Annotated in this window: 19 protein-coding genes and 1 pseudogene; 7 read left to right on the top strand and 13 right to left on the bottom strand. The window is 60.7% G+C overall.

Annotated elements, in window-relative coordinates; translation table 11 throughout:
- Position 1: 1 nt before the first annotated feature.
- Complete coding sequence (locus tag G9Q84_RS23735; protein ID WP_032885576.1) at positions 2-1129, bottom strand: muconate cycloisomerase family protein; 1128 nt, start codon at positions 1127-1129, stop codon at positions 2-4.
- A 114-nt stretch (positions 1130-1243) separates the two neighbouring features.
- Between G9Q84_RS23735 and G9Q84_RS23730 the strand changes: the two genes are divergently transcribed.
- Entirely contained in the window at positions 1244-2119 is an 876-nt protein-coding gene (locus tag G9Q84_RS23730; protein WP_122755869.1) for a LysR family transcriptional regulator, read from the top strand.
- Between the two features lie 133 nt (positions 2120-2252).
- Here G9Q84_RS23730 and G9Q84_RS23725 read toward each other — a convergent pair whose 3' ends face one another.
- Positions 2253-3245 (bottom strand): AraC family transcriptional regulator, encoded by a 993-nt coding sequence (locus tag G9Q84_RS23725; protein ID WP_032885652.1) that lies wholly within the window; start codon positions 3243-3245, stop codon positions 2253-2255.
- Positions 3246-3560: 315 nt separating this feature from the next.
- On the opposite strand from G9Q84_RS23725, the gene antA reads away from it, so the two are divergent.
- The 4 genes from antA to G9Q84_RS23705 all read left to right on the top strand — a co-directional run bounded on the left by antA (position 3561) and on the right by G9Q84_RS23705 (position 8123).
- On the top strand, positions 3561-4952 hold the full coding sequence (antA, locus tag G9Q84_RS23720; RefSeq protein WP_032885574.1) for an anthranilate 1,2-dioxygenase large subunit: 1392 nt from the start codon (positions 3561-3563) through the stop codon (positions 4950-4952).
- Positions 4952-5443: an anthranilate 1,2-dioxygenase small subunit gene (antB, locus tag G9Q84_RS23715; RefSeq protein ID WP_032885573.1), complete on the top strand. Its 492-nt coding sequence runs from the start codon at positions 4952-4954 to the stop codon at positions 5441-5443. Before antA ends, antB begins: the two co-directional genes overlap by 1 nt.
- A 196-nt stretch (positions 5444-5639) precedes the next feature.
- Positions 5640-6647: an anthranilate 1,2-dioxygenase electron transfer component AntC gene (gene antC / locus G9Q84_RS23710; protein WP_122755868.1), complete on the top strand. Its 1008-nt coding sequence runs from the start codon at positions 5640-5642 to the stop codon at positions 6645-6647.
- Between the two features lie 72 nt (positions 6648-6719).
- The gene (locus G9Q84_RS23705) at positions 6720-8123 is read left to right on the top strand and encodes an amino acid permease (RefSeq protein ID WP_122680718.1); all 1404 of its coding nucleotides are present in this window, start codon (positions 6720-6722) and stop codon (positions 8121-8123) included.
- Positions 8124-8266: 143 nt separating this feature from the next.
- Here the strand turns inward: G9Q84_RS23705 and kynA are convergent, their stop codons facing one another.
- The gene (kynA, locus tag G9Q84_RS23700) at positions 8267-9124 is read right to left on the bottom strand and encodes a tryptophan 2,3-dioxygenase (protein ID WP_032885570.1); all 858 of its coding nucleotides are present in this window, start codon (positions 9122-9124) and stop codon (positions 8267-8269) included.
- Positions 9121-9771 (bottom strand): arylformamidase, encoded by a 651-nt coding sequence (gene kynB / locus G9Q84_RS23695; protein WP_095186356.1) that lies wholly within the window; start codon positions 9769-9771, stop codon positions 9121-9123. Before kynB ends, kynA begins: the two co-directional genes overlap by 4 nt.
- 385 nt (positions 9772-10156) lie before the next feature.
- On the opposite strand from kynB, the gene G9Q84_RS23690 reads away from it, so the two are divergent.
- Complete coding sequence (locus G9Q84_RS23690; protein ID WP_032885568.1) at positions 10157-10501, top strand: cupin domain-containing protein; 345 nt, start codon at positions 10157-10159, stop codon at positions 10499-10501.
- Positions 10502-10696: 195 nt separating this feature from the next.
- On the opposite strand, the pseudogene G9Q84_RS23685 reads toward G9Q84_RS23690, so the two are convergent.
- From G9Q84_RS23685 to G9Q84_RS23675, 3 genes and pseudogenes are all read right to left on the bottom strand, one after another.
- Positions 10697-10843, bottom strand: a pseudogene (locus G9Q84_RS23685) (NAD-binding protein); the annotation flags it as partial.
- A 178-nt stretch (positions 10844-11021) separates the two neighbouring features.
- Positions 11022-11909: a 3-hydroxyisobutyrate dehydrogenase gene (gene mmsB, locus G9Q84_RS23680; protein WP_122681293.1), complete on the bottom strand. Its 888-nt coding sequence runs from the start codon at positions 11907-11909 to the stop codon at positions 11022-11024.
- 14 nt (positions 11910-11923) lie between these two features.
- Positions 11924-13441 carry a CoA-acylating methylmalonate-semialdehyde dehydrogenase gene (locus G9Q84_RS23675; RefSeq protein ID WP_032885566.1) on the bottom strand — a complete coding sequence of 506 codons (1518 nt, stop codon included), beginning with the start codon at positions 13439-13441 and terminating at the stop codon, positions 11924-11926.
- A 133-nt stretch (positions 13442-13574) separates the two neighbouring features.
- On the opposite strand from G9Q84_RS23675, the gene G9Q84_RS23670 reads away from it, so the two are divergent.
- Positions 13575-14522: a LysR family transcriptional regulator gene (locus tag G9Q84_RS23670; RefSeq protein ID WP_095186354.1), complete on the top strand. Its 948-nt coding sequence runs from the start codon at positions 13575-13577 to the stop codon at positions 14520-14522.
- A gap of 415 nt (positions 14523-14937) precedes the next feature.
- Here G9Q84_RS23670 and yfiB read toward each other — a convergent pair whose 3' ends face one another.
- From yfiB to recC, 6 genes are read right to left on the bottom strand one after another with little or no spacing between them, the layout of a single operon-like run.
- Positions 14938-15429, bottom strand: a complete 492-nt coding sequence (yfiB, locus tag G9Q84_RS23665) for an outer membrane lipoprotein YfiB (protein ID WP_032885564.1) — start codon at positions 15427-15429, stop codon at positions 14938-14940.
- A gap of 4 nt (positions 15430-15433) precedes the next feature.
- The gene (gene dgcN / locus G9Q84_RS23660; protein ID WP_032885563.1) at positions 15434-16696 is read right to left on the bottom strand and encodes a diguanylate cyclase DgcN/YfiN; all 1263 of its coding nucleotides are present in this window, start codon (positions 16694-16696) and stop codon (positions 15434-15436) included.
- Entirely contained in the window at positions 16693-17259 is a 567-nt protein-coding gene (gene yfiR / locus G9Q84_RS23655; protein ID WP_122755867.1) for a regulatory sequestration protein YfiR, read from the bottom strand. Before yfiR ends, dgcN begins: the two co-directional genes overlap by 4 nt.
- A 12-nt stretch (positions 17260-17271) precedes the next feature.
- Positions 17272-19377, bottom strand: a complete 2106-nt coding sequence (gene recD / locus G9Q84_RS23650) for an exodeoxyribonuclease V subunit alpha (protein WP_122755866.1) — start codon at positions 19375-19377, stop codon at positions 17272-17274.
- Positions 19374-23048, bottom strand: coding sequence for an exodeoxyribonuclease V subunit beta (gene recB, locus G9Q84_RS23645; protein WP_181644197.1), 3675 nt, complete (start codon positions 23046-23048; stop codon positions 19374-19376). Before recB ends, recD begins: the two co-directional genes overlap by 4 nt.
- Positions 23045-26497, bottom strand: coding sequence for an exodeoxyribonuclease V subunit gamma (gene recC / locus G9Q84_RS23640; protein ID WP_122755864.1), 3453 nt, complete (start codon positions 26495-26497; stop codon positions 23045-23047). Before recC ends, recB begins: the two co-directional genes overlap by 4 nt.
- Between the last annotated feature and the right edge of the window lie 197 nt (positions 26498-26694).

The following is a 26694-nucleotide window of genomic DNA, read 5'->3' as shown; positions in this document are numbered from 1 at the left end:
CTTAGTGTTTGTCACGACGGAAGAACGCCAGACGCTCTTCATCGATGGCCAGGCCCAGGCCCGGCGCAGTGGAGACATGCAACTGAAAATCGCGGTACACCGGCGGTTCGGTAAGAATGTCTTCGGTGAGCAGCAGCGGACCGAACAGTTCGGTGTCCCACGCCAGCTTGTTCAAGGTCAGGAACGCATGGGCCGAGGCCAGGGTGCCGATGCCGCCTTCGAGCATGGTGCCGCCGTACAGGCCGATACCCGCCGCTTCAGCAATCGCGGCCGTGCGCAACACCGCACGCGGGCCGCCGTTCTTGGCGATCTTCAGGGCGAACACTGACGCCGCACCTTCACGGGCGAGGTTGAAGGCATCCTCGACACATTCGATGGATTCATCCGCCATGATCGGCGCCGGGCTCGACAGGTTCAGCCGGGCCATCCCGCCACGGTTATTGCGCGAGATCGGTTGTTCGATCAGGTCGATGCCGTTGTCGCCAAGCACCTTGCACGCGCGCAGGGCGACGGCTTCATCCCAGGCCTGATTGACGTCGACGCGCACACTGGCGCGCTCGCCCAAGGCCTTTTTGATCGCGATCACATGAGCGAGGTCGCGACCGACTTCACCGGCGCCGATCTTGAGTTTGAAGATGCGGTGGCGGCGCAAGTCGAGCATCTTTTCGGCTTCGGCGATGTCTTGTTCGGTGTTGCCGCTGGCCAAGGTCCAGGCCACCGGCAACGCGTCACGTACACGGCCGCCGAGCAGCTCGCTCACCGGCAGGTTCAGGCGTTTGCCCAATGCATCGAGCAACGCGCTTTCAATGCCGGACTTGGCAAAGGTATTGCCGCGAATACTGCGCTCCAGGCGCAACATGGCGGCGTTGATATTGCTGGCGTCCTGGCCGATCAGCAGCGGCGCGAAGTGGCGGTCGATATTGATTTTGATGCTGTCGGGACTCTCGTTGCCGTAGCTCAGACCGCCGATGGTGGTGGACTCACCGATGCCTTCGATGCCGTCGGCGCAACGCACGCGGATGATCACCAGGGTCTGGTTCTGCATCGTGTGCATTGCCAGCTTGTGCGGGCGAATGGTGGGGAGGTCGACGATAATGGTCTCGATCGACTCAATGGCGCAAATCGGCATGGCAATACCCGCTGGGTTCTTTATAGGTCTGCGCTGATTCTGTTCCCGCTCTTTGCGTGGAGCCAATATAGAATTAGTCTCGAACAATACTCTCAAGGTATGAAAGGAGCCGTCATGGAACTGCGTCATCTGCGCTACTTCCAGGTGCTGGGCGAAACCCTCAACTTCACCCGGGCCGCCGAACGCCTGCACATCGCCCAACCACCGTTGAGCCGGCAGATCCAGCAACTGGAGGATGAGCTGGGGGTGATTCTGCTGGAACGCGGCCGCCCACTGCGACTGACCGAAGCCGGGCGGTTTTTCTATGAACACGCCAATGTGCTGCTCGAACAGTTGAACAAGGTCTGCGACAGCACCCGGCGCATCGGCCAGGGCGAAAAGACCTGGCTGGGCATCGGCTTTGCGCCGTCGACTTTGTATGGCGTACTGCCCGAGCTGATCCGGCGGCTGCGCAGCCATGACGCGCTGGAGCTGGAATTGGGTTTGTCCGAGATGACCACTTTGCAGCAGGTCGAAGCGCTCAAGGCCGGGCGCATTGATGTCGGCTTCGGGCGTATCCGCATCGACGACCCAGCCATTGACCAGCGTGTACTGGTGGAGGATCGACTGGTGGCGGTACTGCCTGCCGGCCACCCGCTGCTGGCGGCGCCGGCCACCCTCGCCCAATTGGCCGCCGAGCCGTTTGTGCTCTACCCCGGCAACCCACGCCCCAGTTATGCCGACCATGTGATCGCGCTGTTCGATACCCACGGTTTAAGCCTCAAGGTGGCGCAGTGGACTAACGAGCTGCAGACCGCGATTGGCCTGGTCGGCGCTGGCATGGGCGTGACGCTGGTGCCTGCGTCGGTGCAGGTGCTGCATCGGGCGGATATCGGTTACACGCCGATTGTGGAAACCACCGCGACCTCGCCGATTATTCTCAGCCGAAGGGTGAATGATCAGTCGCCGGGGGTTAGTCATTGCCTGCAGTTGGTGGAAGAACTGATCTGAAACGCTCTAAACACTGCGATCTCCCTGTGGGAGGGGGCTTGCCCCCGATTGCGCTGGGCCAGTTAACGAATGGGCTGACTGATCCACCGTTATCGGGGGCAAGCCCCCTCCCACATTTTGCTCTTCATCAGACTCAAGTACTGCGCAGGCGATTGCGCTGCAGCGTCTGGCTGGGCGACTCGTCAAACAGCTTGCGATACTCCGCCGAAAACCGTCCCAAGTGAGTAAAGCCCCAGCCCAAAGCAATCTCGGAGATGGTACGAATTGAACCGTGCTCAAGGATTTCCTGGCGCACCGCGCCCAGTCGGTACTTCTTCAGGTAGGCCATCGGCGACAGGGCAAAGTACTTTCGGAAAGCGTCGAACAGCTTGAAGCGCGACACGCCTGCTGCGGCTTCCAGGTCTTCCAGGTGCAGCGCTTCGCGGGCGTTGTCGTGAATGTATTGGCGCGCGCGGATCAAGTAATGCGGCAGTTTCACGCCCAGTACGTCGCGCAGTTCTTCGGAGTAATTATTGGGCTGGGCCAGGATCAACCCCTTGATCAGCGAGCTTTCCAGATCCCGGGTAAACGCGGCCTGTTCATACAACTCGCTGCTGCGCTCCAGTTCGGCAATGAAGTAACGCGCCATGCGCCACCACGAGGCCGGGGCGCCATCCACCGCATCCATCACCGACTCAAAGCGCAGCGGCGCGTCGATGGGCCGTTGCAACAAACCTTCCAGTGACTCACTCATCGCTGCCCGCGTAATCACCACTTGCAGCTTGCGACAGTCCCCGGAAATCGCCAGCACCTGGTGCTCGTTGGGCGAGATGATCACGCCTTGGTCGCGGTTGGAACTCAGGCGCTCACCGTTCTTGCTCAACTCCTGCTCACCCACCAACGGAAGGCTGAGGCTGTAGCTGCTGAAGTGCTCGGCATCCTCGATATCGATGGTCACGTCGGTGCCGTATTCGATCACGCCCAAGGTGGTCGCGCGGGACTTGAACACATTGGCGCTGTGGTGAAAACGCAGGCGCTCCGGGGTCGTCGTCGCCAGGCGGTGCGGCCCGCAGATGCCGGACATCCAGCTGCGGGCGCCTTCGAGGTCGAAGCGTTGGATATGGATATCGCGTGTCTGGCTGCTCATCAGGGTGCACCCACGGCGGTTAGGCGTTTGCGCGCTCTGACGGCGCGTCGTTATCGTTGTTGGACAGCAAGTTCTGCGCCACGCCGGTGGTAGCGCCACTGGGTGGATAGCAAGGGCCGACTATGTGGATAAGTCACCGGTTTTCATGCCCCTCGCGCCCTATGACAGTAGCGCATGACGTTACCTCGCCGCACCGTATTGGGTACTCCGCGCCCAACTTTGCGGCCCATCTTCCCCCATTAAGCGGATAGCCCACGCCCTGCCCCGCTGCCTCTAATAAACCACCGATTAGCCCCTATCAAAAAGGTGCCTCCCATGAGTGGTGCAAGAAGCGTCGAGCAGTGGAAAAGCTTTATCGAAAGCTGCCTGGATTTTCGTCCGGCAGACGAAGTGTTCCGCATCGCCCGGGACATGTTCACCGAGCCGCAACTGTTCGACCTGGAGATGGAACTGATCTTCGAAAAGAACTGGATCTACGCCTGCCACGAAAGCGAACTGGCCCATAACCATGACTTCGTGACCATGCGCGCCGGGCGCCAGCCGATGATTATCACCCGCGATGGCGAAGGCCAGCTCAATGCGCTGATCAACGCCTGCCAGCATCGCGGCACCACCCTCACCCGCGTCGGCAAGGGCAACCAGTCCACGTTTACCTGCCCGTTTCACGCCTGGTGTTACAAGAGCGATGGCCGGTTGGTGAAGGTCAAGGCGCCGGGGGAATACCCGGAAGGTTTCGACAAAGCCACCCGCGGCCTTAAAAAAGCGCGAATCGAAAGCTACAAAGGTTTTGTGTTTATCAGTCTGGACGTGAACGGCACGGACAGCCTGGAAGACTTCCTCGGCGATGCCAAAGTGTTCTTCGACATGATGGTCGCGCAATCCGCCACCGGTGAGCTGGAAGTGCTGCCGGGTAAATCCGCCTACACCTACGACGGCAACTGGAAGCTGCAAAACGAAAACGGTCTGGACGGTTATCACGTGAGCACCGTGCACTACAACTACGTGGCCACGGTGCAGCATCGCCAACAGGTGAATACCGAGAACGGCACCGGTTCCGGCACCACACTGGACTACAGCAAACTCGGTGCAGGCGACGCGAATACCGATGACGGTTGGTTCGCCTTCAACAACGGCCACAGCCTGTTGTTCAGCGACATGCCCAACCCGACCGTGCGTTCCGGCTACGCCACCATCATGCCGCGCCTGGTGGAAGAACACGGCCAGCAAAAAGCCGAATGGATGATGCACCGCCTGCGCAATCTGAACATCTATCCGAGCCTGTTCTTCCTCGATCAGATCAGCTCGCAACTGCGCATCATCCGCCCGGTGGCGTGGAACAAGACCGAGATCATCAGCCAATGCCTGGGGGTGAAAAACGAGTCCGACGCTGACCGCGAAAACCGCATTCGCCAATTCGAGGATTTCTTCAACGTATCGGGCATGGGCACGCCGGACGACCTGGTGGAATTTCGTGAAGCCCAGCGTGGTTTCCAAGGCCGACTGGAGCGCTGGAGCGATATCTCCCGTGGCAGCCATCGCTGGGAGACCGGCCCGACACCGAACAGTGAAGCCATCGGCATCCAACCGGCCATGACCGGCACTGAATTCACCCACGAAGGGCTGTACGTCAACCAGCACCGCAACTGGCAGCAGTTCCTGCTCAACGGCCTTGATCGACAAGCGCTGACACTGCGGGAGGTGCAATGATGAATGCCCAACTGCAATACAGGATCGAGCAGTTTTTCTACCGAAAATCCGAACTCTGCGACGCTCAGGACTGGGACGCCTATGTGCAGCTGTTCGACCCGCAGAGCGAGTTCCATCTGCCGCAATGGGACTCGGAGCATGTGTACACCCGCGATCCCAAACGCGAGATGTCGTTGATCTACTACGCCAACCGCTCAGGCCTGGAAGACCGAGTCTTTCGCCTACGCACCGGCAAGGCAGCCTCGGCCACGCCAATGCCGCGCACCTTGCACCTGATCAATAACGTGCGCATCGCAGAACAGGCGGATGGCTCGCTGGAAGTGAAGCTGAACTGGCACACGCTGTTCTATCGGCTGGCGACTTCGGAGCAGTTTTACGGACAGGCCACTTACCGCCTCAAACCTGAGGGAGACAGTTGGCTGATCACTCGCAAGCATGCGCTGCTGCTCAACGACACCATCAACTCGGTGCTGGATTTCTATCACCTCTAAAGCACCCTTGTTGTGGTGGTGAGCGGGCTTTTTGTGGTGAGCGGGCTTGCCCCGCGCAGCGGCCCCTGGTGCAAGCACTGCGGTTTGGCGGGAAAAATGCGGCGACTCTCATGGGGCTGCTTCGCAGCCCAGTGCGGGGCAAGCCCGCTCACCCCAACAGGCCGTACGTACGTCATAAATATGCAGAGAACAACACATGAATCACAAAGTGGCCTTCAGTTTTGCCGACGGCAAGACCCTGTTTTTCCCAGTGGGCGCCCATGAAATCCTATTGGATGCGGCCCTGCGCAATGGCATCAAGATCCCCCTGGATTGCCGCGAAGGTGTATGCGGCACCTGCCAGGGTCGTTGCGAATCGGGCGACTACACCCAGGACTACGTGGACGACGAAGCCCTCTCAAGCCTCGACCTGCAACACCGCAAGATGCTTAGTTGCCAGACGCGGGTGAAGTCCGACGCCACCTTCTACTTCGACTTCGATTCGAGCTTGTGCAATGCACCGAACCCGGTGCAGGTGCGCGCAACGGTCAGCGAGGTGCAATTGGTGTCGGCCAGTACGGCGATCCTCAACGTGCAATTGGACGCGCCACTGGATTTTCTACCCGGCCAATATGCACGCCTCTCGGTGCCAGGCACGGACAGTTGGCGTTCCTACTCTTTCGCCAACCTGGCGGGCAATCAGGTGCAGTTTCTGATCCGCTTGCTGCCCGATGGGGTGATGAGCAACTACCTGCGTGAGCGCTGCCAAGTCGGCGATGAACTGCTGATGGAGGCACCGCTGGGTGCGTTCTACCTTCGGCACGTCAGCCAACCGCTGGTGCTGGTCGCCGGCGGCACCGGGTTGTCGGCGCTTCTGGGCATGCTCGATCAACTGGCCGCCACTGGCTGCGACCAGCCGGTGCACCTCTACTATGGCGTGCGCGGTGCCGAGGACTTATGCGAAGCGACACGCATCGCGGCCTACGCGGCGAAACTGCCAGGTTTTCGCTACACCGAAGTCCTCAGCGACCCCGCAGATGACTGGCCCGGAAAGCGCGGCTACCTCACCCAACATTTCGACTTGGCCGAATTGCGGGACGGATCGGCGGATATGTATGTCTGCGGGCCCCCTCCAATGGTCGAATCCATCCAACAATGGCTGGCGGATCAGGCACTTGATGGCGTTCAGCTGTATTACGAAAAGTTTACGCAGAGTAATATCTGACTCCTCAGCACTTCTGAGGGGCTGGTGCGGCGTGCAATCAACCCCAAGAAAAACAAGTAGAAGGGAACGTTAATGGCGGATGACATGGTTAACCCGGTGGGCCTCAAGCGTGGCCTGAAGAACCGGCATATTCAGCTGATCGCCTTGGGAGGGGCGATTGGCACGGGGTTGTTCCTCGGCTCGGCCGGGGTGCTCAAGTCGGCGGGCCCGTCGATGATCCTGGGCTACGCGATTGCGGGCTTCATTGCGTTCCTGATCATGCGCCAGCTCGGTGAAATGATCGTCGAAGAGCCGGTGGCCGGCTCGTTCAGCCACTTCGCCCACAAATACTGGGGCGGCTACGCGGGCTTCCTGGCCGGTTGGAACTACTGGGTACTGTACGTACTGGTGGGCATGGCCGAACTGACGGCCGTGGGCAAGTACATCCAGTTCTGGTGGCCGGAGATCCCGACCTGGGTCAGCGCGCTGGTGTTCTTTGTTGCGGTGAACCTGATCAACACCCTGAACGTGAAGTTCTTCGGTGAAACCGAGTTCTGGTTCGCAATCATCAAGGTGGTGGCGATTGTCGGCATGATCGTGCTCGGCTGCTACCTGCTGTTCAGCGGCACCGGCGGCCCGCAAGCGTCCATCAGTAACCTGTGGAGCCACGGCGGGTTCTTCCCGAATGGCGGCATGGGGCTGTTGATGTCGATGGCGTTCATCATGTTCTCGTTCGGTGGCCTGGAGCTGGTGGGTATTACCGCCGCCGAAGCCACTGAACCGCGCAAAGTGATTCCCAAAGCGATCAACCAGGTGGTCTACCGGATCCTGATCTTCTACGTCGGTGCCCTGACCGTGCTGCTGTCGCTGTACCCATGGGACCAACTGCTGCAAACCCTCGGCGCGTCAGGCGACCCCTACAGCGGCAGCCCGTTTGTGCAAATCTTCTCGCTGATCGGTAACGACACCGCCGCGCACATCCTCAACTTCGTGGTGCTGACCGCGGCGCTGTCGGTGTACAACAGCGGCGTGTACTGCAACAGCCGTATGCTGTTCGGCCTGGCCGAGCAAGGCGATGCGCCAAAAGCGCTGATGAAGCTCAACAAGCAAGGCGTGCCACTGCGGGCCCTGGCGATCTCGGCGTTGGTGACGATGCTGTGCGTGGTGGTCAACTACGTGGCGCCGCAGAGTGCGCTGGAGTTGCTGTTTGCGCTGGTGGTTGCGTCGCTGATGATCAACTGGGCGCTGATCAGCATCACCCACATCAAGTTCCGCAAGGCCATGGGCGAGCAAGGCGTGACGCCATCGTTCAAGACCTTCTGGTTCCCGTTCAGCAACTACCTGTGCCTGGCGTTCATGCTGATGATCATCAGCGTGATGCTGGCGATCCCGGGTATTCGCGAGTCGGTGTATGCGATGCCGATTTGGGTGGGGATTATCTATGTGGCTTACCGTTTGCGAGTGAGTAAGGCGAAAGCGGTCGCCGCTGCGCAGTAATACCCATGTGGGAGGGGGCTTGCCCCCGATAGCAGTGTGTCAGTCACTTATGTGCCCACTGCCCCACCGCCATCGGGGGGCAAGCCCCCTCCCACATTTGATTGCATTGCAAATGAAAAGCCCCGGAATCCGGGGCTTTTTGTTTACAGCGTGGAGCGCACTCGCCACAACTCGGGGAACAGCACGGTGTCGAGCATCTTGCGCAGATACCCCACGCCTTCGGTGCCGCCAGTACCGGGTTGGAAACCGATGATGCGCTCAACGGTGGTCACATGCCGAAAGCGCCACTGGCGGAACGAATCTTCCAGATCGATAAACTTCTCAGCCAACTGATACAAATCCCAATAACGGCTCGGATCGCGATACACCTCGCGCCACGCCGCCTCCACCGACTCATCGTGAACGGTCGCCGCCGTCGGGTCGCGCTCGGCGCGTTGTGGATCAATCGCAAGGCCCGCCTTGGTCATCAAGTTGATCGCTTCGTCATACAGCGACGGCGTGGCAATCGCCACTTTCAACTCGTTCAACAACTCCGGCCGATGGGCGTGAGGCCGCAACAGCGCCGCACTTTTATTGCCAAGGATAAATTCGATCTCGCGGTACTGGAACGACTGGAACCCGGACGATTGCCCCAGGAACGGACGAATCGCTTTGTATTCAGAAGGCGTCATGGTCGCCAGCACGGCCCAGGCGTGCACCAGTTGGTCAAAGATCCGCGACACCCGCGCCAGCATCTTGAACGCTGGCGGCAACTCGCCCAGTCGCACATGCTCACGGGCGGCCTTGAGTTCGTGGAGCATCAGTTTCATCCACAGCTCAGAGGTCTGGTGCTGGATGATGAAGAGCATTTCGTTGTGGTCCGGCGACAGCGGGTGCTGGGCGCTGAGGACTTTGCCCAGGTCCAGGTAGTCGCCGTAGCTCATGGACTCGGAAAAATTCAGCTCGGCGTTATGCCATTCTTCCGGCGGTTGGTAATCAGCAGAGAAGGGACATTGGCTCATCGCGTGGGCTCCTTGAGCGGACGGAGAATAGCGCGGACCGGGCTGGCGTCCAGGTTGGCAAAGCGCAGCGGCAGCGCGATCAGTTCGTAGTCGCCTTCCGCTACCTCGTCGAGCACGATGCCTTCGAGAATCGCCATCCCATGCCGGGCCACGGCGTTGTGGGAATCCATGGTCTTGGACTGTTGCGGATCCAGCGAGGGCGTGTCGATACCGATCAGGCGCACGCCCAGGCTGGCGAGCAGCTCAATGGTTTGCGGCGCGATGGCGGTGAAATTCGAGTCCCATTCAGTCAGCGGCGCTTGTGGATAAGTACGCAGCAACACACGCTCCGGCAAGTTATCCACACGGCCTTCTAATTGATGCGGTTGCACCAGCGCGCCGCTGCCGAGGCAATGCAGCACCCGACACGGGCCCATGTACACATCCAACGACACTTCACCGATGGGTGCACCGTCCGCGCTGTAGTGCAGCGGCGCATCCACGTGGGCGCCGGTGTGCGGCGACAAGGTAATGCGCCCTACATTCACCGGGCACTCCGGGCCGAACTGCCACACGCGCTCTTCCTGGAACGGCGTATCACCCGGCCAGGTCGGGGTCGCCGTACTCAAGGGCGGGCTGATATCCCACCACGTTTTTATTGGGTTCATTTAAAGGCTCTCGGCGGTTACTGGGGTGAATGATACGAGGGCCAGGGCTGAATTTTCTTGCGAATTCCTGCGCCAAGCGGGAAATCTTTCGCACTTACTGCGAGGAAATTACTTATTTACGCTCAGAAGTGTCGCCTGGCCACGGTGGAGCTGCCACCAAGGATTAATGTGGGAGGGGGCTTGCCCTCGATGGCGGTGGGTCAGTTGACACAGGTGCAGGCTGACCCGGCGCCATCGGGGGCAAGCCCCCTCCCACATTGACTGCGCATGACCTGAGGAGTCGCATTCACCTGCGCTTCTGGGCATCCCGATGTCGAGTTCAGACCACTGGCGCAACGCACAAGGCCTTAGGGTGCATCTTCCCATTACCTGCCTCGGAGCCATCATGTCCACGCCCATTACCGTACTGCGCGACACCCATCCCCTGCCGGTCCTGGATGCCTGCAAATGGGAAAAACTCGAAGGCGATCCGCACACCGTCAACCTCAACGCCTACACCAGCGAAGACGGCAGCAAGATCATGGGCACCTGGATCTGCACCCCGGGCAAGTGGTACGTGGATTATGTGAAGTGGGAGTACTGCCACTTCCAGGAAGGCTACTGCATCATCACCCCTGAAGGGATGGAGCCGATTCACCTGCGGGCTGGGGATATCTTTGTGGTAGAGCCGGGGATGAAGGGGACATGGGAAGTGGTCGAGACGGTGCGCAAGTATTTTGTATTCGCCTGAGGTTTTTGTGGTGCTCCGGTTTACCGAGCTGAGCCACTTATTGTGGTGAGCGGGCTTGCCCCGCGCTGGGCTGCGAAGCGGCCCTGACAACAGACGCCGCATTCTTTCTGAAAGAATGCGGCGTTTTCATTGGGGCCGCTTCGCAGCCCGGCGCGGGGCAAGCCCGCTCACTACAATTGCCGCCCCACCGGTGGGTTATTTGGGCTTGCGATAGCTGTTGATAATCGCCGAGAAGTCCTGCCCCCCTTCCCCACGCTGACTCATCGATTGATACAACTGCTGAGCCACTGCACCCAAAATCACGGGTTGTTTCGCCTGGCGAGCCGCTTCAGTAGCCAGGCCCCAATACCGAGCTGAGCCACTTATTGTGGTGAGCGGGCTTGCCCCGCGCTGGGCTGCGAAGCGGCCCTGACGACAAACGCCGCATTCTTTCTGAAAGAATGCGGCGTTTTCATTGGGCCCGCTTCGCAGCCCGGCGCGGGACAAGCACGCTCACTACAATTGCCGTCCCACCGGGGGGTTATTTGGGCTTGCGATAGCTGTTGATAATCGCCGAGAAGTCCTGCCCCCCTTCCCCACGCTGACTCATCGATTGGTACAACTGCTGAGCCACTGCCCCCAAAATCACGGGTTGTTTCGCCTGGCGAGCCGCTTCGGTAGCCAGGCCCAAATCCTTGAGCATCAGGTCCGCACCAAACCCGCCTGTGTAACCTCGGGATGACGGCGCCGTCTCGATCACCCCCGGCCATGGGTTGTAGGTGTCCGAACTCCAGCAGCGCCCGGTGGAGCTGTTGATGATCCCGGCCAGCACTTGGGTGTCGATGCCCAGTGCATCACCCAATGCCATAGCCTCGCTGACGCCAACCATGCTGATGCCCAGCAGCAGGTTGTTGCAGATCTTGGCGATTTGCCCCGTGCCCACGTCACCGCAATGCACGATGTTGCGGCCCATCTGCGCCAGCACCGGTTGCAGGGTGGCGAACAGTTCCGGGGTGGCGCCGACCATGAAGGTCAACGTCCCTGCGCCAGCGCCGCCGGTGCCGCCAGAGACTGGAGCATCAGCTATCACCACGCCTTGCTTGGCCGCAGCAGCGGCAACATCGCGGATGGTTTGCGGGTCGATGGTGCTGCAATCCACGGCGGGCACGCCTTTGCCGATGCCGGCCAGCACGCCGTCTTCATTCAGCCAGACGCTACGTACATGGGCAGCGGCGGGCAGCATGGTAATCACCAGCTCGGCGCCTTGTGCAGCTTCACGCGGTGAGCCTGTGACGGTGGCGCCCAGTTCTGCGAACTCCTTGAACACGCCTGGATTAACGTCGAATACATTCAGCTTATTCCCAGCCAAAAGCAGGTTACGGGCCATTGGCGCGCCCATATTGCCCAAGCCGATAAATGCAATCTTCATGGTCGTCTCCCGAATCAGCGCAAGTTGATGGTGGTGTTGACGCCATCGTTGACCGTGTCGTCATCGAACCAGCGGCTGGTGACGGTTTTGGTCTGGGTGTAGAACTGCACCACTTGCTTACCGTACGGGCCGAGGTCGCCGAGCTTGGAGCCACGGGAACCGGTGAAGCTGAAGAACGGCACCGGCACCGGAATCGGGATGTTGATGCCGACCTGGCCTACATCGATTTCACTCTGGAACTTACGCGCCGCCGCACCGCTTTGGGTGAACAGCCCGGTGCCGTTGCCAAACGGGTTGGCGTTGACCAGCGCGATGGCTTCATCGAGGGTGTCGACTTCCAACACCACCAGCACCGGGCCGAAAATTTCCTGGGTGTAGATCTGCATGTCGGTAGTCACGCCCGAGAACAGGGTCGGACCGACGAAGTTGCCTTGCTCGAAGCCCGGCACCTGAATGTCGCGGCCATCCAGCTCCAGCTTGGCGCCTTCTTTCACGCCGCTTTCGATCAACTCCAGGATACGGGCCTTGGCGCGCTTGGAAATCACCGGGCCGACATCCGTGCCCGCTTCACTACCGGCGTTGACCTTGAGTTTTTGCGCCAGCGCCTTGAGATCCGGCAACCACTGCTTGGACGCCCCCACCAGCACCACCACCGAGGTGGCCATGCAACGCTGGCCCGCCGCGCCGAAACCGGCACCGACCAGAGCATTGAGGGTGTGTTCGCGGTTGGCATCCGGCAGCACCACAGCGTGGTTCTTGGCGCCCATCATCGATTGCACGCGCTTGCCGTGCTTGCCCGCCAGGTCGTAGACGTGGGTACCGACGGCCGTCGAACCGACGAAGGACACGGCCTTGATGTCTTTATGGGTGCACAGCGCATCCACCACAGCCTTTCCGCCGTGCACCACGTTCAGCACGCCAGGCGGCACACCGGCTTCCAGCGCCAGCTCCACCAGCAGTAGGGTCGACAGCGGGTCTTGTTCGGACGGTTTGAGGACGAAGGTATTACCGCAGGCGATGGCCATCGGGAACATCCACAGCGGAATCATTGCCGGGAAGTTGAACGGGGTAATGCCGGCACACACGCCGATGGGCTGACGCAGGGTGTAAGTGTCGACACCACCCGCGACGTTCTCAGCGAACTCGCCCATTTGCAGGGTGCCGATGGAGCAGGCGTGCTCCACCACTTCCAGGCCACGGAAAATGTCGCCCTCGGCATCGGCAATGGTCTTACCCTGCTCGGCGCTGAGGACTACGGCGATGCGTTTGGAATGCTCGCGGATCAAGGCTTGTAGCTTGAGCATGATGCGCATGCGCGCGCCGATCGGCGTCAGCTTCCAGGTCTGGAAGGCGCGATGGGCTGCGTCGATGGCGGCGTTGACTTCATCGGCCGTGGCGAACGGGACTTTGGCCAGCACTTGCTGGGTAGCCGGGTTGACGATGTCTTGCCACTCGGTGGTCTTGGACTCGACCCACTCGCCGTTGATCAGCAACTTGACCTGTTGCACGGAAATATCGGCAGATGCGTTCATGTGGTCTCCAAATCTTATATTTATGCTAGAGAACCAAGGCGTTGAATCGCCTTGAAGAATGAGGCGTTCGGACTGTTTTTGGAGTATAGATGTGCAAATCTCTAATAAGAACGCACATAAAAGCCGGTCCAATATGCAAAAAAACATCACATCACTGGGCTCCCTGAACTGGGACGACCTGAAGTTTTTCCTCGAAGTGGCCCGCACGCGCAAGGCCAGCGTCGCCGCCAAACGCCTGGCGGTGGACTACACCACCGTGTCGCGGCGCATCAGTTCACTGGAAGTGTCCCTCGGCACGTTGCTGTTCGAAAAATCCCGGACCAATGGCTTCGTCCTGACACCCGAAGGTCAGCGTCTGCTGGGTTACGCCGAGTCCATCGAAAGCACCCTGCACATGGCCTGCGAGCAAGTCTCGGGCTCCGGCGTTGCGCTGTCCGGCCATGTGCGCATGGGCTGCACCGAAGGCTTTGGCAGCTTTTTCGTGACCCCGCAGTTGAGCCACTTTGTCGACACGTATCCCGCGATCTCGGTAGACATCCTGCCCCTGCCCCACTTCATCAGCCTGTCCAAACGCGAAGCCGACATCGTCATCGCCCTGGAACGCCCGGAACACGGGCCCTACGTGTGCTGCAAACTGTGCGACTACAAGCTGCAGCTGTATGCGACCCAGGAATACCTCGACCAACACCCGCCCATCCGAAAACCCGCGGATTTGGCCGAGCATCCGTTTATCAGCTACGTGGACGACCTGGCGTTCAGCTCCGAGCTGCTTTACCTGGCCAACGTAGTGCCCGGCGCCAGCGCCAGCCTGCGCAGCACCAGCGTGATTGCGCAGTACGTGGCCGCGCAGCAGGGCCGGTCGATGGCGATCTTGCCGTGCTTTCTGGCAGCGCAAGATCCACGGTTGTTGCCCGTGCTGGGGGAGCAGATTGCGATTACGCGGCAGTTTTGGATGTATTGCCGGGAGGATTTGAGGAAGCTGAAGCGGATTACGTTGTTGTGGGATTACATCAGGGAAGTGACGGAGCAGAACCAGGGGTTGTTGATGGGGGAGACGCGGGAGATCACGTTCGCGGATTAAAGGGCCTGCGCCGAAGATTTTCTTTAAGAAGCGGTTTGCTTACTTTTGCGCTTTTCAAAAGTGAGCCGCCGTAAGGGCGCAACCCTGAGTCGCCGTTACCGCAGCAACGGGTATGTACTCGGCCAGCATCCTGGGTCGGCTATCAGGCCGCCATCAAGACATGGGTATCTACTCATTTATCACGCGGGGAGTTTCCTGTTAGAACTCAGCGGCTGGTTTTGGGGCCGCTTCGCAGCCCAGCGCGGGGCAAGCCCGCTCACCACAGAGTTAGGTGTCAGCCTTTGGGAGTTAGGTAGAGGCCTATGCCCCGATAGCAGTGGATCAGTCAAAAATGCATCAACTGATACTCCCTCATCGGGGGTAAGCCCTCTCACACATTTGATTGCATCGCAAAGTGCTGTCGCGCTGAGTCCAGTCAGTCGGCGATGACTACAATCGACACCCGTCGATTCTCGGTGCGCCCCGCCGCTGTCGCGTTAGACGCGACGGGCTCAGCGCTGCCCAGCCCGCGCAGTTGGATGTTTTCTTCTTTCATGCCCACGCCTTGCAGCACCGTCGCCACGCTTTTCGCGCGGCGCAGGGACAGTTGCTGGTTGTAGGTTTCCTTGCCCGAGGTGTCGGTGTGGCCGTCAACGCGCACGCGTTCGATGCCCACGCCCAGCAATGCCTTACCGATGCGCTGCACGATATCGGTGCTGGGTTGGTTGAGGGTTTCTACGTCGCTGCCAAACAGGACTTTGCCCGACAGGCCGAATGCCCAGCCTTCGTCGGTGAGTTCGAAACCCTGTTGTTTGAGGACTGCGACCTGCGCCGGGCTCAGGCCTTTGGGTGGGGCTGTCTGGCACCCGCCGAGGGCGAGGAAGGCCACCAACAACGAGATAAGTAAAACGCGCGCGCTAGAAAACAAGGGATCAACTCCTGTGTTGAACATTGGCGGTAGAGTGCTCCGACTCTGCCGTTTGCTGGCCGCCCTGGGAAAACCGTTTGGCCTGGTACATCGCCGCATCGGCGGCATTGAGCAAGGTGCCGGGGGTGACACCGTGTTCGGGGTAGATGGCGATACCAATACTGAGGGAGGTAAACACCTGAGTGTCGCCAGGCACGGCAATCGGCGTGTCCATGCTGGCGATGATCTTGTCGGCGATGCGCTGGGCGTCTTCAACCTTGTGCAGCGGCGCCAGCAGGATGGCGAACTCATCGCCGCCCAGGCGTGCTACCAGGTCGTCTTCTCGCAGTTGCGCACGTACGCGCTCGGCGACGGCCACGAGCACGGCATCCCCTGCCGCATGTCCAAAGCTGTCATTGATCTCTTTGAAGCGGTCGCTGTCGAGGTAAAGCACCGCCAATTGTTCCTTGGCCTTGGCAGCGCTGCGCAGGGCACGGATCAACCGGCCTTCGAAGAACGCACGGTTGGGCAAGCCGGTAAGGCTGTCATGGTTGGCCTTGTGTGCGAGGGTTTCGTTTTCGCTTTGCAGGTGGCTTTGCCAGGCCTCCATCTCGCCAAGCAAAGCATTGAAGTCGCTGCCCAGGCTATCGAGTTCGGCGATGCGCGCCGGCGGCACGCGACGGTCGAAGTCGCGTTCGCTGCGCGCGGCGTGGGCCACGGCGGCGAGGCTTTGCAGCGGCCCGGTGATGCCCTTCAGCAAACGGCGCGCGAGGTGCAGGGCGACCCAAGCGCTGAGAGCGGTACAGATCAGGATCCCCGCCAGACCACTGAGTAGAAAGCGCAGCAGGCTGCCACCGTGGCCGGTCAGGTGGATGCTGCCGATGGTCCGCCCCTGGTGCAGGATCGGCTGATTGATGGGCTGTTCAAGCAGGGTATGCGCCAGTGCCAGTTCAACCCGCGAGAGCATGCCGGTTTCCGGGCGTTCCCAATGCGCCAACAGCCTGCCGCTGGCGTCGAACACATCGGCCTGGGCCACTTCTTCAGTTGAAGCAATCAGGCTAAGGGCTTCGGTGGCCGCAGCGCGGTCGTTGAACACCACCGCCGCTTCGACGGTGTAATTGATGGAACGCGCGATCAGGTGCAGGTTGTGTTCGGCGTAGACCCGCAGCGCCAAGACGCCGAGCAGGGTCAGGGACACGCTGGCCAGGGTCACCGCTACCAGCGCCAGGATCATATGCCCGCGGCCGATAACGGAGCGCAGAGTGGGTCGCACAGTCACGGCTGTCATGAGGCCGGCGCCCGACGACGGGACAGTTGCAGCACGCTGGGGTGAATACGCACGCCGCTGCGCGCCACCGAGTCGAGGTTGACCTCAAACGACACCTGCTCATCGCCCACGCGCAGGCAGAACAGGCTGCCCACGGTGCACTGGTCACCGCCTTCGCTGATGCTGAGCACCGGATGGCCGATCAACGAGTCAAACAGGCGGCTGCGTTCGTCAGTGCTGAGTTTGCCGATGTACACGGCATCACAGGCGTGGACGACATCGGGGTGGTCGACCAGCAGGCGTCGCACCACGACCGGACGACCGGTGGCCTGGGTGGTGCCCTTGATCAGATCGTCGGTGTATTGAGTCGGGCCGAGGATGCACAGGCGCAGTTGCTCAGGCTCCACGGGCCAGCGGGCATAACTGAGAATACCAAGTACCACTTGGGTGACCGCCTGGGCGCGCTGATCAGCCGGGCCCGGGGCTTCGGCAAATACGCGAGGTGCCAGCAGGCATAGAACCGCCATCAGCAGTAGGCGTCTCCAGCTCAAACTACGCTCAGTGGGCGAGACGGCCACGTTCATGCAGCGATACTCTCAGGTGTTATCGGGGTGATGCCGCAACGATAGCACAGCGTCAGATATTTCTGACTCCGGACCCAACTCCAGCATCAGCCCACTCAAGCGTTTGACCTTGCGCCGCACGGCCTCCTCAAACACACCGCCACGGGGCTCGATCAGGCTGAACCAGCGTTTGGCGCGGGTGATGCCGGTGTAGATCAGTTCCTTGGTCAGCACCGGGTTCAAGGCGTCCGGCAGGATCAGCGCGGTGTGGGTGAATTCCGAGCCTTGGGATTTGTGCACGGTCATGGCGTATACGGTTTCCACATCATTCAGACGGCTGGGCAATACAAATCGCACGCCGCCTTGGCCGTCGTTACGTGGGAAAGCGACGCGCAGCACCTGAGGGCCGCCGTCACTTTCGGGCAGCTTAAGGGCGATACCGATGTCGCCGTTCATCAAGCCCAGGCCGTAATCGTTGCGTGTCATCAGTACCGGGCGACCTTCATACCATTGCTCGTCACCCTCGATCAGCCGCACTTTGCGCAAGGCTGCAGTGATGCGCACGTTCAACCCTTCCACACCCCAAGGGCCCTTGCGCACGGCGCAGAGCAGTTGGAACGCATCAAAGGCTTGCAGCAGTTGTTGCGCCCACTGGGTCCAGGCGAGATCGTCGCGCGGGGTTTCGAGGGCCGGACGCGCGCTGTGCAGTAAGTTGAGGTAATAGCGATAACCCTGGGCGCCATCGCCCTGCCCATCCAGCACCAGCCGTTCCAGGGCGTGGTCATGCTCACCTTTAAGGCCGACGCAGAACAGGTCGTTATGGCTACGCGCGGCCAGTAACTTGCGGGCCTCTTCGGCGTTTTGCTGGTTGACCCAGCGCGCCAATTGGCCGATGCCGCTGCCTTCGCCGAAACGTCGCGAGTAACGCAGCATCACCACTTGCTGGGCCAGAGGATGGCTGCCGTCGAGGTCCTCCAGCAGGCCGCTGGCGTCGAGGTCTTCACCGCTGACGGCTTGCAGCCATTGACGAGTCTGAGGGCTGTACCAGCCGGCTTCGGCGTCGCGGCACAAATCACCCAGTACGGCGCCGGCCTCTACCGAGGCGAGTTGGTCTTTGTCGCCTAGCAACACCAAGCGGGCATGGGGCGGTAACGCGTCCAGCAGATTGGCCATCATTTCCAGGTCGATCATCGAGGCTTCGTCCACCACCAGCACATCCAGGGGCAACGGGTTGCCAAGGTGATGGCGAAAGTGCCGAGTGCCCGGACGGCTACCCAGCAAACGGTGAACCGTGGTGACCTGGGTCGGAATCTTTTCCTTCACGCTTTGCGGAACTGTCAGCGACAGCACTTGCTGGCTGATGGATTCGGTCAAGCGCGCGGCGGCTTTACCGGTGGGCGCGGCCAAGCGGATACGCAACGGGCTGCCGGTTTCTACCGCTGGCGATTGCAAGAGTGCGAGCAGGCGCACCACGGTGGTGGTCTTGCCGGTGCCGGGGCCGCCGGTGACGATGCTGAAGGCACCGCGGGTAGCCAGGGCGCAGGCGAGTTTTTGCCAGTCGATCACGCCATCGGGTGCCGGCTGGTCAAACAAGCCATTCAAGCGCTGGGGCAAATCCGCGGCGACGGTTTCCTGGGTGGCGAGACGCAAGCGCAATGCGGTGTCGATGCGCCTTTCGTAGGTCCAGTAGCGGCGCAGGTACAGGCGTGTGCCCGACAGTACCAAGGGACGACTGTGTGCCGATTCGCTGCCGTCCACCGCCAGGGCGACCAACGGGCTGGCGGCCAATGCGTGACACCAGTGGGCGTCGTCGAGGCCGTCGAGCAACTGCGACGGCAGCAGCATGGCGCCGGTTTGCAGGTCGCCTTCGGGCGGCAAGGACAATGCAAAGTCTGGCGCTTTGAGGGTTTCGAACAGATCCAGGCACACATGGCCATGGCCCAGTTGATGGCTGGTCAGCGCCGCGGCCAGTAACACCAAAGGGTCGGCGTGTGGGTCGAGTTCGTGCAGGAAACCGACGAAGGCTTTGTCCAATGCGCGCAGCCAACCGCGGTCAACCCAACGCTCCAGCAACTGCACTAGGTCGGCGGCGCGGCTCAGGGGTTCCAGCGCCTCAAGCGGTGATGGCAACAGGCTCATAACAACACTCCTTGTTCCCAGGCAGGCTCAACCTTGGGCGGGATGGGCTTGCCCTGGAACAGCAGGTCCAGGCCTTCGATCAGCTCACGCGGCGGCCGGGTGAAAAACGCTCCTCGGCTGACGGCTTGGGTGCCCCGCAAGAACACATACAGCGCGCCACCGACGTGGCGGTCGTAGTCGTAGTCCGGCAGACGCGCCTTGAGCTGGCGATGCAGCGCCAGCAGGTAAAGGACGTATTGCAGGTCATATCGATGCTCAAGGATCGACTGCTCCATGGCCGCTTGGGTGTAGGCCAAATCGTCAGGGCCGAGCCAGTTGGATTTGTAGTCAGCCACGTAGTAGCGGCCATCGTGTTCGAAGGTCAGGTCGATAAAACCTTTGAACATGCCGTTGAGCAGCACCGGCTCGGCAGCGACACGGGAGACACCGTTATGGGTGTACTGGCAGACCAGCTTGTCGAGGGCAAGCACGTCGACTTTGTGGCTGGCGAACCAGAACTCCATTTCGATCTGATACTGCTGCAGGCTGCTCAAGGTGACGTGGTCGTTATCCACAGGCAACGGCGTGTGCAGTAAGTGGCCCAGCCAATCGCTGAGGGTGATGATCCAGCCTTCCCAGTTGCGGCGATTGCAGCGCGCACCTACAGCGTTCTCGATGGCTTGCGACGTCGCGTTGAAACCTTCTTCACCGGCCCACTCCAGCAGGCCGTGAAGGAAGGTGCCTGGGTTAGGACCGCGTGGGAAACGGTGAATATCGCCGCCGGAAGCCGCTACTTCACGCGGTGCGTCGGGATCGAGGCGTTCGTCATCAAACAGCTTTTGCGCTTGTGGGCTTTCTGGCGCTTCGAGGTTGGCGACGCTCATGCTTTCACCCATTCGCAAGGCGCTGTAGGACGCGATCCACCAGTTTTCGGCAGCTTTGCGCTTAGGCAGCAACGGTGCGAGCAAAGTCGCTTGGTTGCGCGGCGGGTGAAACATGATCTCTTGGGCATCGGGCACGTGGGCATAGTGGATGGCCGGGCAGCCTTCCTGCAGATCCAGCAGCCAGCGCGCCAGTCCCGCAGACTCGCCCAACGAAGCTCCAGCGCCGAGCAAGTAGCCCAGCGCCGACAGGTGCAATACCGAGCTGCTGCTGTTGCCGCGCTTGAGGTCGGCAACGCCAAGCCAGCAGGCATGTTTGGCGCGGGTCAGGGCCACGTAGAGCAAACGCAGGTCTTCGGCCAGGCGCTCGTCATCGGCCTGGGCGATTAACTCAGGCGTAGGACGCAGGCTGACTTGGGACTTGCCGTGTTCGTCGTGGTAATGCAGCGGCAGGCGACTGCCGTCGACCGGCTTGGCCGAACAGATGAAGGGCAGGAAGACCAGGTCGTATTCCAGGCCCTTGGATTTGTGAATGGTCACGACCTTGACCAGTTGCTCATCACTTTCCAGGCGCAGGATTTGCTCTTCCCCGGCTTGACCGGACAACGCGAGGTGTTCGGCCAGGTGGCGGATCAACGCCTGTTCACCGTCAAGTTCCGACGCGGCTTGTTGCAACAACTCGCTGAGGTGCAACAGGTTGGTCAGCACACGTTCGCCGTCGCTGCGGGCAATCAGGGTTTGCGGCAGTTTGAAGTCGTGCAGCAGACGACGCAGCATCGGCAGCACGCCTTGGGTGCGCCAGATCACGCGGTAGCCACGGAACTGCATCACGCGGCGTTCCCACGCCAGTTCGTCCTGGTTCAGACGCTCCAGTTCGGGCAGTGATAGGTTCAAGGTGACGCAAGCCAGGGCAGCCCGTAGCGGCCGCTCGACGTCCGGCTCGGCACAGGCCTTGAGCCAGGCCAGCAAGTCGTGAGCTTCCTGGGCGGCGAACACCGAATCCTTGTCGGACAGGTATACGCTGCGCACACCACGGGCGGCCAACTCGGCGCGCACCGCTTGGGCTTCCTTGCCGTCGCGCACGAGGATGGCGATGTCTGACGGCAGTAAGCCTTTGAAGCTGTCATCCGGCCTTAAAAAACCGGCCGTGCCTTGCTGGCCGCCGTTGAGCAACTCGACAATCTGGGTAGCACAGGCGGCGGCCAGTTGTTGGCGGTACACCGCGTTGGACACCGGCTGGTCGGTGGGCAGGTGCCAAAGGTGCATGGCCGGTAGCGTTTGGCCGTCGACCTGCAGTTTTTCCTTGCGGCCTTGGGATAACACCGGCTGGAACGGCACCGGGTTATCGCCATTCGGCTCGCGGAACAGGAACGCGCCCCGGCCCGTTTCTGCGCGCTGGAACACATGGTTCACCGCCTCGACCATCGCATGGCTGGAACGGAAGTTGGTACCCAAGGTGTGGTGGCGGCCGGTGGTGGATTGGCGGGCGCGCAGGTAGGTGTAGATGTCGGCGCCACGGAACGCGTAGATCGCTTGCTTGGGGTCGCCGATCAGGAACAGGCCACTGTCGAGGTGGTTCTCTTCGATGCGGTAAATGCTGTCGAAGATGCTGTACTGCACCGGGTCGGTGTCTTGGAACTCGTCGATCAGAGCCACCGGGAATTGCTCGCGGATCACGCTGGCCAAGCGTTCGCCACCCTCTGCCTGCAGAGCGGCATTCAGGCGGATCAGCATGTCGTCGAAGCCCATTTCTGCGCGACGGCGTTTTTCTTCTTCGAAGCGTTTACCCACCCAACCGGCAGCGTGTTGCAACACGGCGGCGTCAGGGGTTGGTAAGGCGTCGAGAGCGGCTTTGAGGCCGGCCATGGCGTCGATGCCGGGGTGCTGCGGCGGGTCGCCCTTCCATGCTTCGGCCATGCCGTCGGGGGTGAGGCGGGTGAAGCCGGTGCCGATGTCCAGTTGTTCCAAGGTTTCATCAGCAGCCCAGGCGCTGATTTTTTCGAACCAGGGCTCGAAGTAACGCGCTTGCATCTTGCGCCCGTCAACGGCTTTCGCGGCCACGGCTTGCAGGCAGATGTCACGCAGCTCTGCGGCCCATTGCTGCCAGGGCGCCTTGAGTTCTATCAGGGCTTCTCGGCGCTCCCGCAAGCAGGCATTGATCAGCTCCGCAGGTTCGCGGGTTTCATCGGTGGGCCTTTCGCTGCCGAACAGTGCGCGCACCCGAGGCATCAATGCGGCAGGACCGCCCCAGTTGTTGCGCACCCAGTTGAGCGCGTCGTCACGCATTGGGTAGCAAAACAGCCGCCAGTAGTCGCGCAGCACTTCGCCGAGCAGGTCGCTGTGGTCGGTTTCAAGGGTTTGGGTGAACAAGCTACCGCTGTCAAACGCGTGCTCGCGCAGCATGCGCTGGCACCAGCTGTGAATCGTGGAAACCGCTGCTTCATCCATCCATTGCGCGGCGATGTCCAGGCGGTTGGCGCAGGCGGGCCATTGCTCCGGGAGGTATTGCGCGCGCAGATCAGCGATCAGCGCGTCGGGTTGTTCGATCTCATCGCGGAAGAAACGAGCGGCTTCGGCCAGACGAATGCGGATACGCTCGCGCAGTTCTTTGGTGGCGGCATCGGTAAAGGTGACGACGAGGATTTGCGGTGGCAGCAACTCGCGACCGAACCCGGCTTCATCACCACCATGACCCAGCACCAGACGCAGATACAAGGCAGAAATAGTGAAGGTCTTGCCGGTACCGGCGCTGGCTTCGATCAGTTGGCTGCCGCTCAGCGGGAAGGCCAGGGCCAAGGGTTTGCTGCTCATGCGCCGGCCTCTTCGCCTGTGAGTGATCGCCATGGGGCGTTGATCAGCGGTCGATACAAGGTTTCGCACCAGCCTTCGAATTCTTCGCTGGCAATCAAGGCTGCGTAATCGGGGAACTGCCGGGTAAGCGCCGGAGTTTCGCGGCGTTCGCCGTCGGTGGTCAGGCCGTCACCTTCATAGGCTTTGCTCGCTGCCACCTGCGCTTTGGCCGGGTCGGTTTGGCTAAGCCAGGCGAAGGCCGTTTTTACGGCTACCGGCAGCGGTTTTCTCATTCCACTGTGCCAGGCCAGCAGTAGGTTGCAGAGGAGTTCCTGGGCGGCGGACTTATCCAGCGGGGCCAGTAGCAACGTATCGTCACTGGCCACCAGACCCGTGCTCAACGGTAGGCCACAGGCGCACGCCACCACATGGTTGACCCAAGGGCGGATCAGTCGATGCCACTTGCGTGCCTTGATCGATCCAATGCTATTGGGGATGGTGGTGACGCTAAGCAATCCGCCATCACTGCGTCGGTGCAGGCCGCTGATCCAGCCTTCCAATGCAATGCCTTGATGCTCAAAACTGATCGGTTCGGCACCGATGTGTGGAGTGGGCCAGAGCGCCAGTAATTGTTGGTAGCGTTGCAGCAAACCCGGCAGGGGCTCGATCAATTCGTTGCGCAGGCACTCGCCAAAACCGACCATGGGCAGTAAGCCACTTCCTTGCAAACGCAGGGCCTGGGCGTTGAGGGCTTGGTCCAGGTGATCGGGTTGGGACAGCGCCGCATTCAACAGGCTATCGCTCAGGCTGTAACGTTGCAGCGCATCGAGAACGAAGGGTTCCTCATCGGCCAGCGGCACTTCGGCGGCCTCGAAGAACACTTTCAGACGCTGACTGAAGAAGTGTTTGACCGGGTTGCGTAGGAAATCTTGCAACTGGCCGAGGCTCAGGGGTTCTTCCTGATGGTGTTGTGCCAGATCATCTTGCTCAGGTGCGGCTACCTGCGCTTCGTGCAGCAACTGCCATTCGCGGGCGTAGCTGAACAGCGGATCGCCTTCGTGGAAGTAGCGGGCGCTGAAGGGTTGGAGTGGGTGTTCCTGAGTCATCGCGTCCAGCAGTGGCTTTTCTGCTTCTGCGTTATGCCAGCCGCTGGCGATATGGTCGCGCAGTTGGCCGATCAAAACAGAGGCAGGACGCTCGCTGTTATCGCGGATGCTTCGGCCGACCCAACTGATGTAAAGCTGGTCTCGGGCCGATAGCAGTGCTTCAAGTAGTAGGTAACGGTCGTCTTCGCGGCGCGAACGGTCGCCTGGGCGATAGTCGCTGCCCATCAGGTCGAAATCCAAGGGTGGTTGGGCTCGCGGGTAGTCGCCGTCGTTCATACCAAGCAGGCAAACCAGCTTGAACGGAATCGCGCGCATAGGCATCAAGGTGCAAAAATTGACAGCCCCGGCGAGGAATCGCTGGGATAGACGACCTTGGTCCAGGCCGGCGAGCCATGCTTCACGGACTACGGTGAGCGGTAACTCATCCTGTAGGCCTACTGACTCGCAGGTTACCAGCCAGGTTTCCCTTAGTTGCTCAAGCTGACCCAGCAGGTAATCGTCGTGCTCACTGCTGGGCAGGAAAAACAATTGCATCAGGCGTTGCAAACGTTCGCCCCACTCGTGGGGAGCTGCGGGTTGGGACAGCGCCTGATGGGCATCGCCGAGTGCGTCGAGTAAAGCCACCAGCGGGCCGATTAATGCCGCATCGAGTCCGCCAATTTCGTCGTAAGGTTCAATGCCGTTACAGGCAGCACCGGTGCCGACGGCGTAACCCAGCAGCATACGGCGAAGGCCGAAACTCCAGCTGTTTTGTTCCAGCTCACTTGGCAGACCGAGGCCGGCCCGTTGTTCCGCGTTGAGCCCCCAACGGATACCGGCACCTTCAATCCAGCGGTGCAATGTGGGCAGGTCGCACTCCTTGATGGCAAAGCGTTCACGCAAGGCCGGGACGTCCAGCAGATCAAGAATCTCGCTGACGGGAAAGCGACTGTCGGGGAGTTTGAGCAGGTGTTCGACGGCGATCAGCAGAGGGTCGCGGCCACGTTGACCTTGGTCGGTCAGGGTAAAGGGGATGAAGCGTGAATCACTTCTTTCCAACTGGCCGAAGACCGCACGAATATGCGGTGCGTAGCTGTCGACGTCGGGGACCATGACAATGATGTCCCTTGGACGAAGCGTGGGGTCGGCGCTGAAGCGTTGGAGCAGTTGATCGTGAAGGATTTCCACTTCGCGCTGGGCGCTGTGGGCAATGTGGAAGCGAACTGAGGTGTCACGCTCCAGATCGACTGCGGGCCATAGGTCGCGGGTTTCGTTGAGTGGGCGCAGTTCGAGGATATCGTCCTGGAGCTGGTTGAGCAGTGTCGTGGGTTCGCTGTCACTGAACAGGTCGATGCGGCCATCACGAAAGGCAGCGCGGTAGCTGTTCGGGTCGTCGTAACTGTCCAGCAGACTGATGTAGTCGCGGCCTTGTTTACCCCAGGCGGCCAGCAGCGGATGGGCGTGCTGGTGCAAGGTTTGTGGGTCGATGGTGACCGGCATACCGGCTTTGCGTGATTGACGCTTGTATTCGTTACGCAGTAGATCTTTGTCGGCGACGATGTCGGACCAGTGGTGGCGACAAGGATTGTGCACGCACAGCAAGACTTGGCTGAAACGGGCAAGGCCAGCCAACGCTTCGAGCGCTTGGGCAGGCAAGGAAGAAATCCCGAAAACAATCACCCGAGAAGGCAAGCCCTTCGGCGCTTCCTCAAGAGCATTGATACGTTCGATAAAGCGTTGGTGGACGCCGGCGCGACTTTCGGCCATCCCCTCTTCCCCGACGTCCAACAGCAGTGCGCGCCATAACTCGGCTTGCCAGCAATTGGCGGGGTTAAGAGGCTTGGATTCCCCTCGACCGTTGCGCAATTGGTGGCGGCCGGCGGCCCAGTCTTCCAGCCAGTCGGCACGATAGACCTGGTATTGGTCGAACAAGTCAGCCAGACGTTCCGCGAGCTGGTACCGTTTACGCAAGTCCGCGTCGTTCGTCAGAAAGCGCTGCAATGGCTCGAAGTGCGGCTGATCAATGAGCTCAGGAAGCAAGCGCATCAGGCGCCAAGTGAGTGGGGCTTTATCGAGCAGGGACGTGGGGGGGATTTCGTCACGACCCAAGACCATGCGATAGAGCTGCCACATGAAGCTGCCGGGGAGCTGAACATCGATCGCGGCAGCGATTCCGCAGCCGCCCATGTCGCCGTCTTCTGGGTCTTCCGCCAGGGCCAGTTTGAGCCACTGGGCAATGCCGTTGCTCTGTACCAGGGCAATTTCGTTTTCCAGGGGAGCCAGTGGGTAGCGGCGCATCCAGCTCACCACCAGGCTGCGTAGTTCGTCCAGGCGATTTCCATGAACCACCATAAATCCAGCGCTGGGGGACGTCGCATCCGGCATAACGGCTTCCTTGGGAAAAGCAAAATCGAGGCGTGGACTTTAGCACTGAAGATTGCTCGGATGAGCGTCTTCGCACTTTCCGATCGCCCAAAACAAAACCCCATCTGCTTTCGCAAATGGGGTTTCGGAATTTAATCTTGACGATGACCTACTCTCACATGGGGAAACCCCACACTACCATCGGCGATGCATCGTTT

Origin of the sequence: Pseudomonas sivasensis (assembly GCF_013778505.1) — a bacterium.
Classification (GTDB): Bacteria; Pseudomonadota; Gammaproteobacteria; order Pseudomonadales; family Pseudomonadaceae; genus Aquipseudomonas; species Aquipseudomonas sivasensis.
This window is presented reverse-complemented; position numbering and strand designations above follow the sequence as displayed.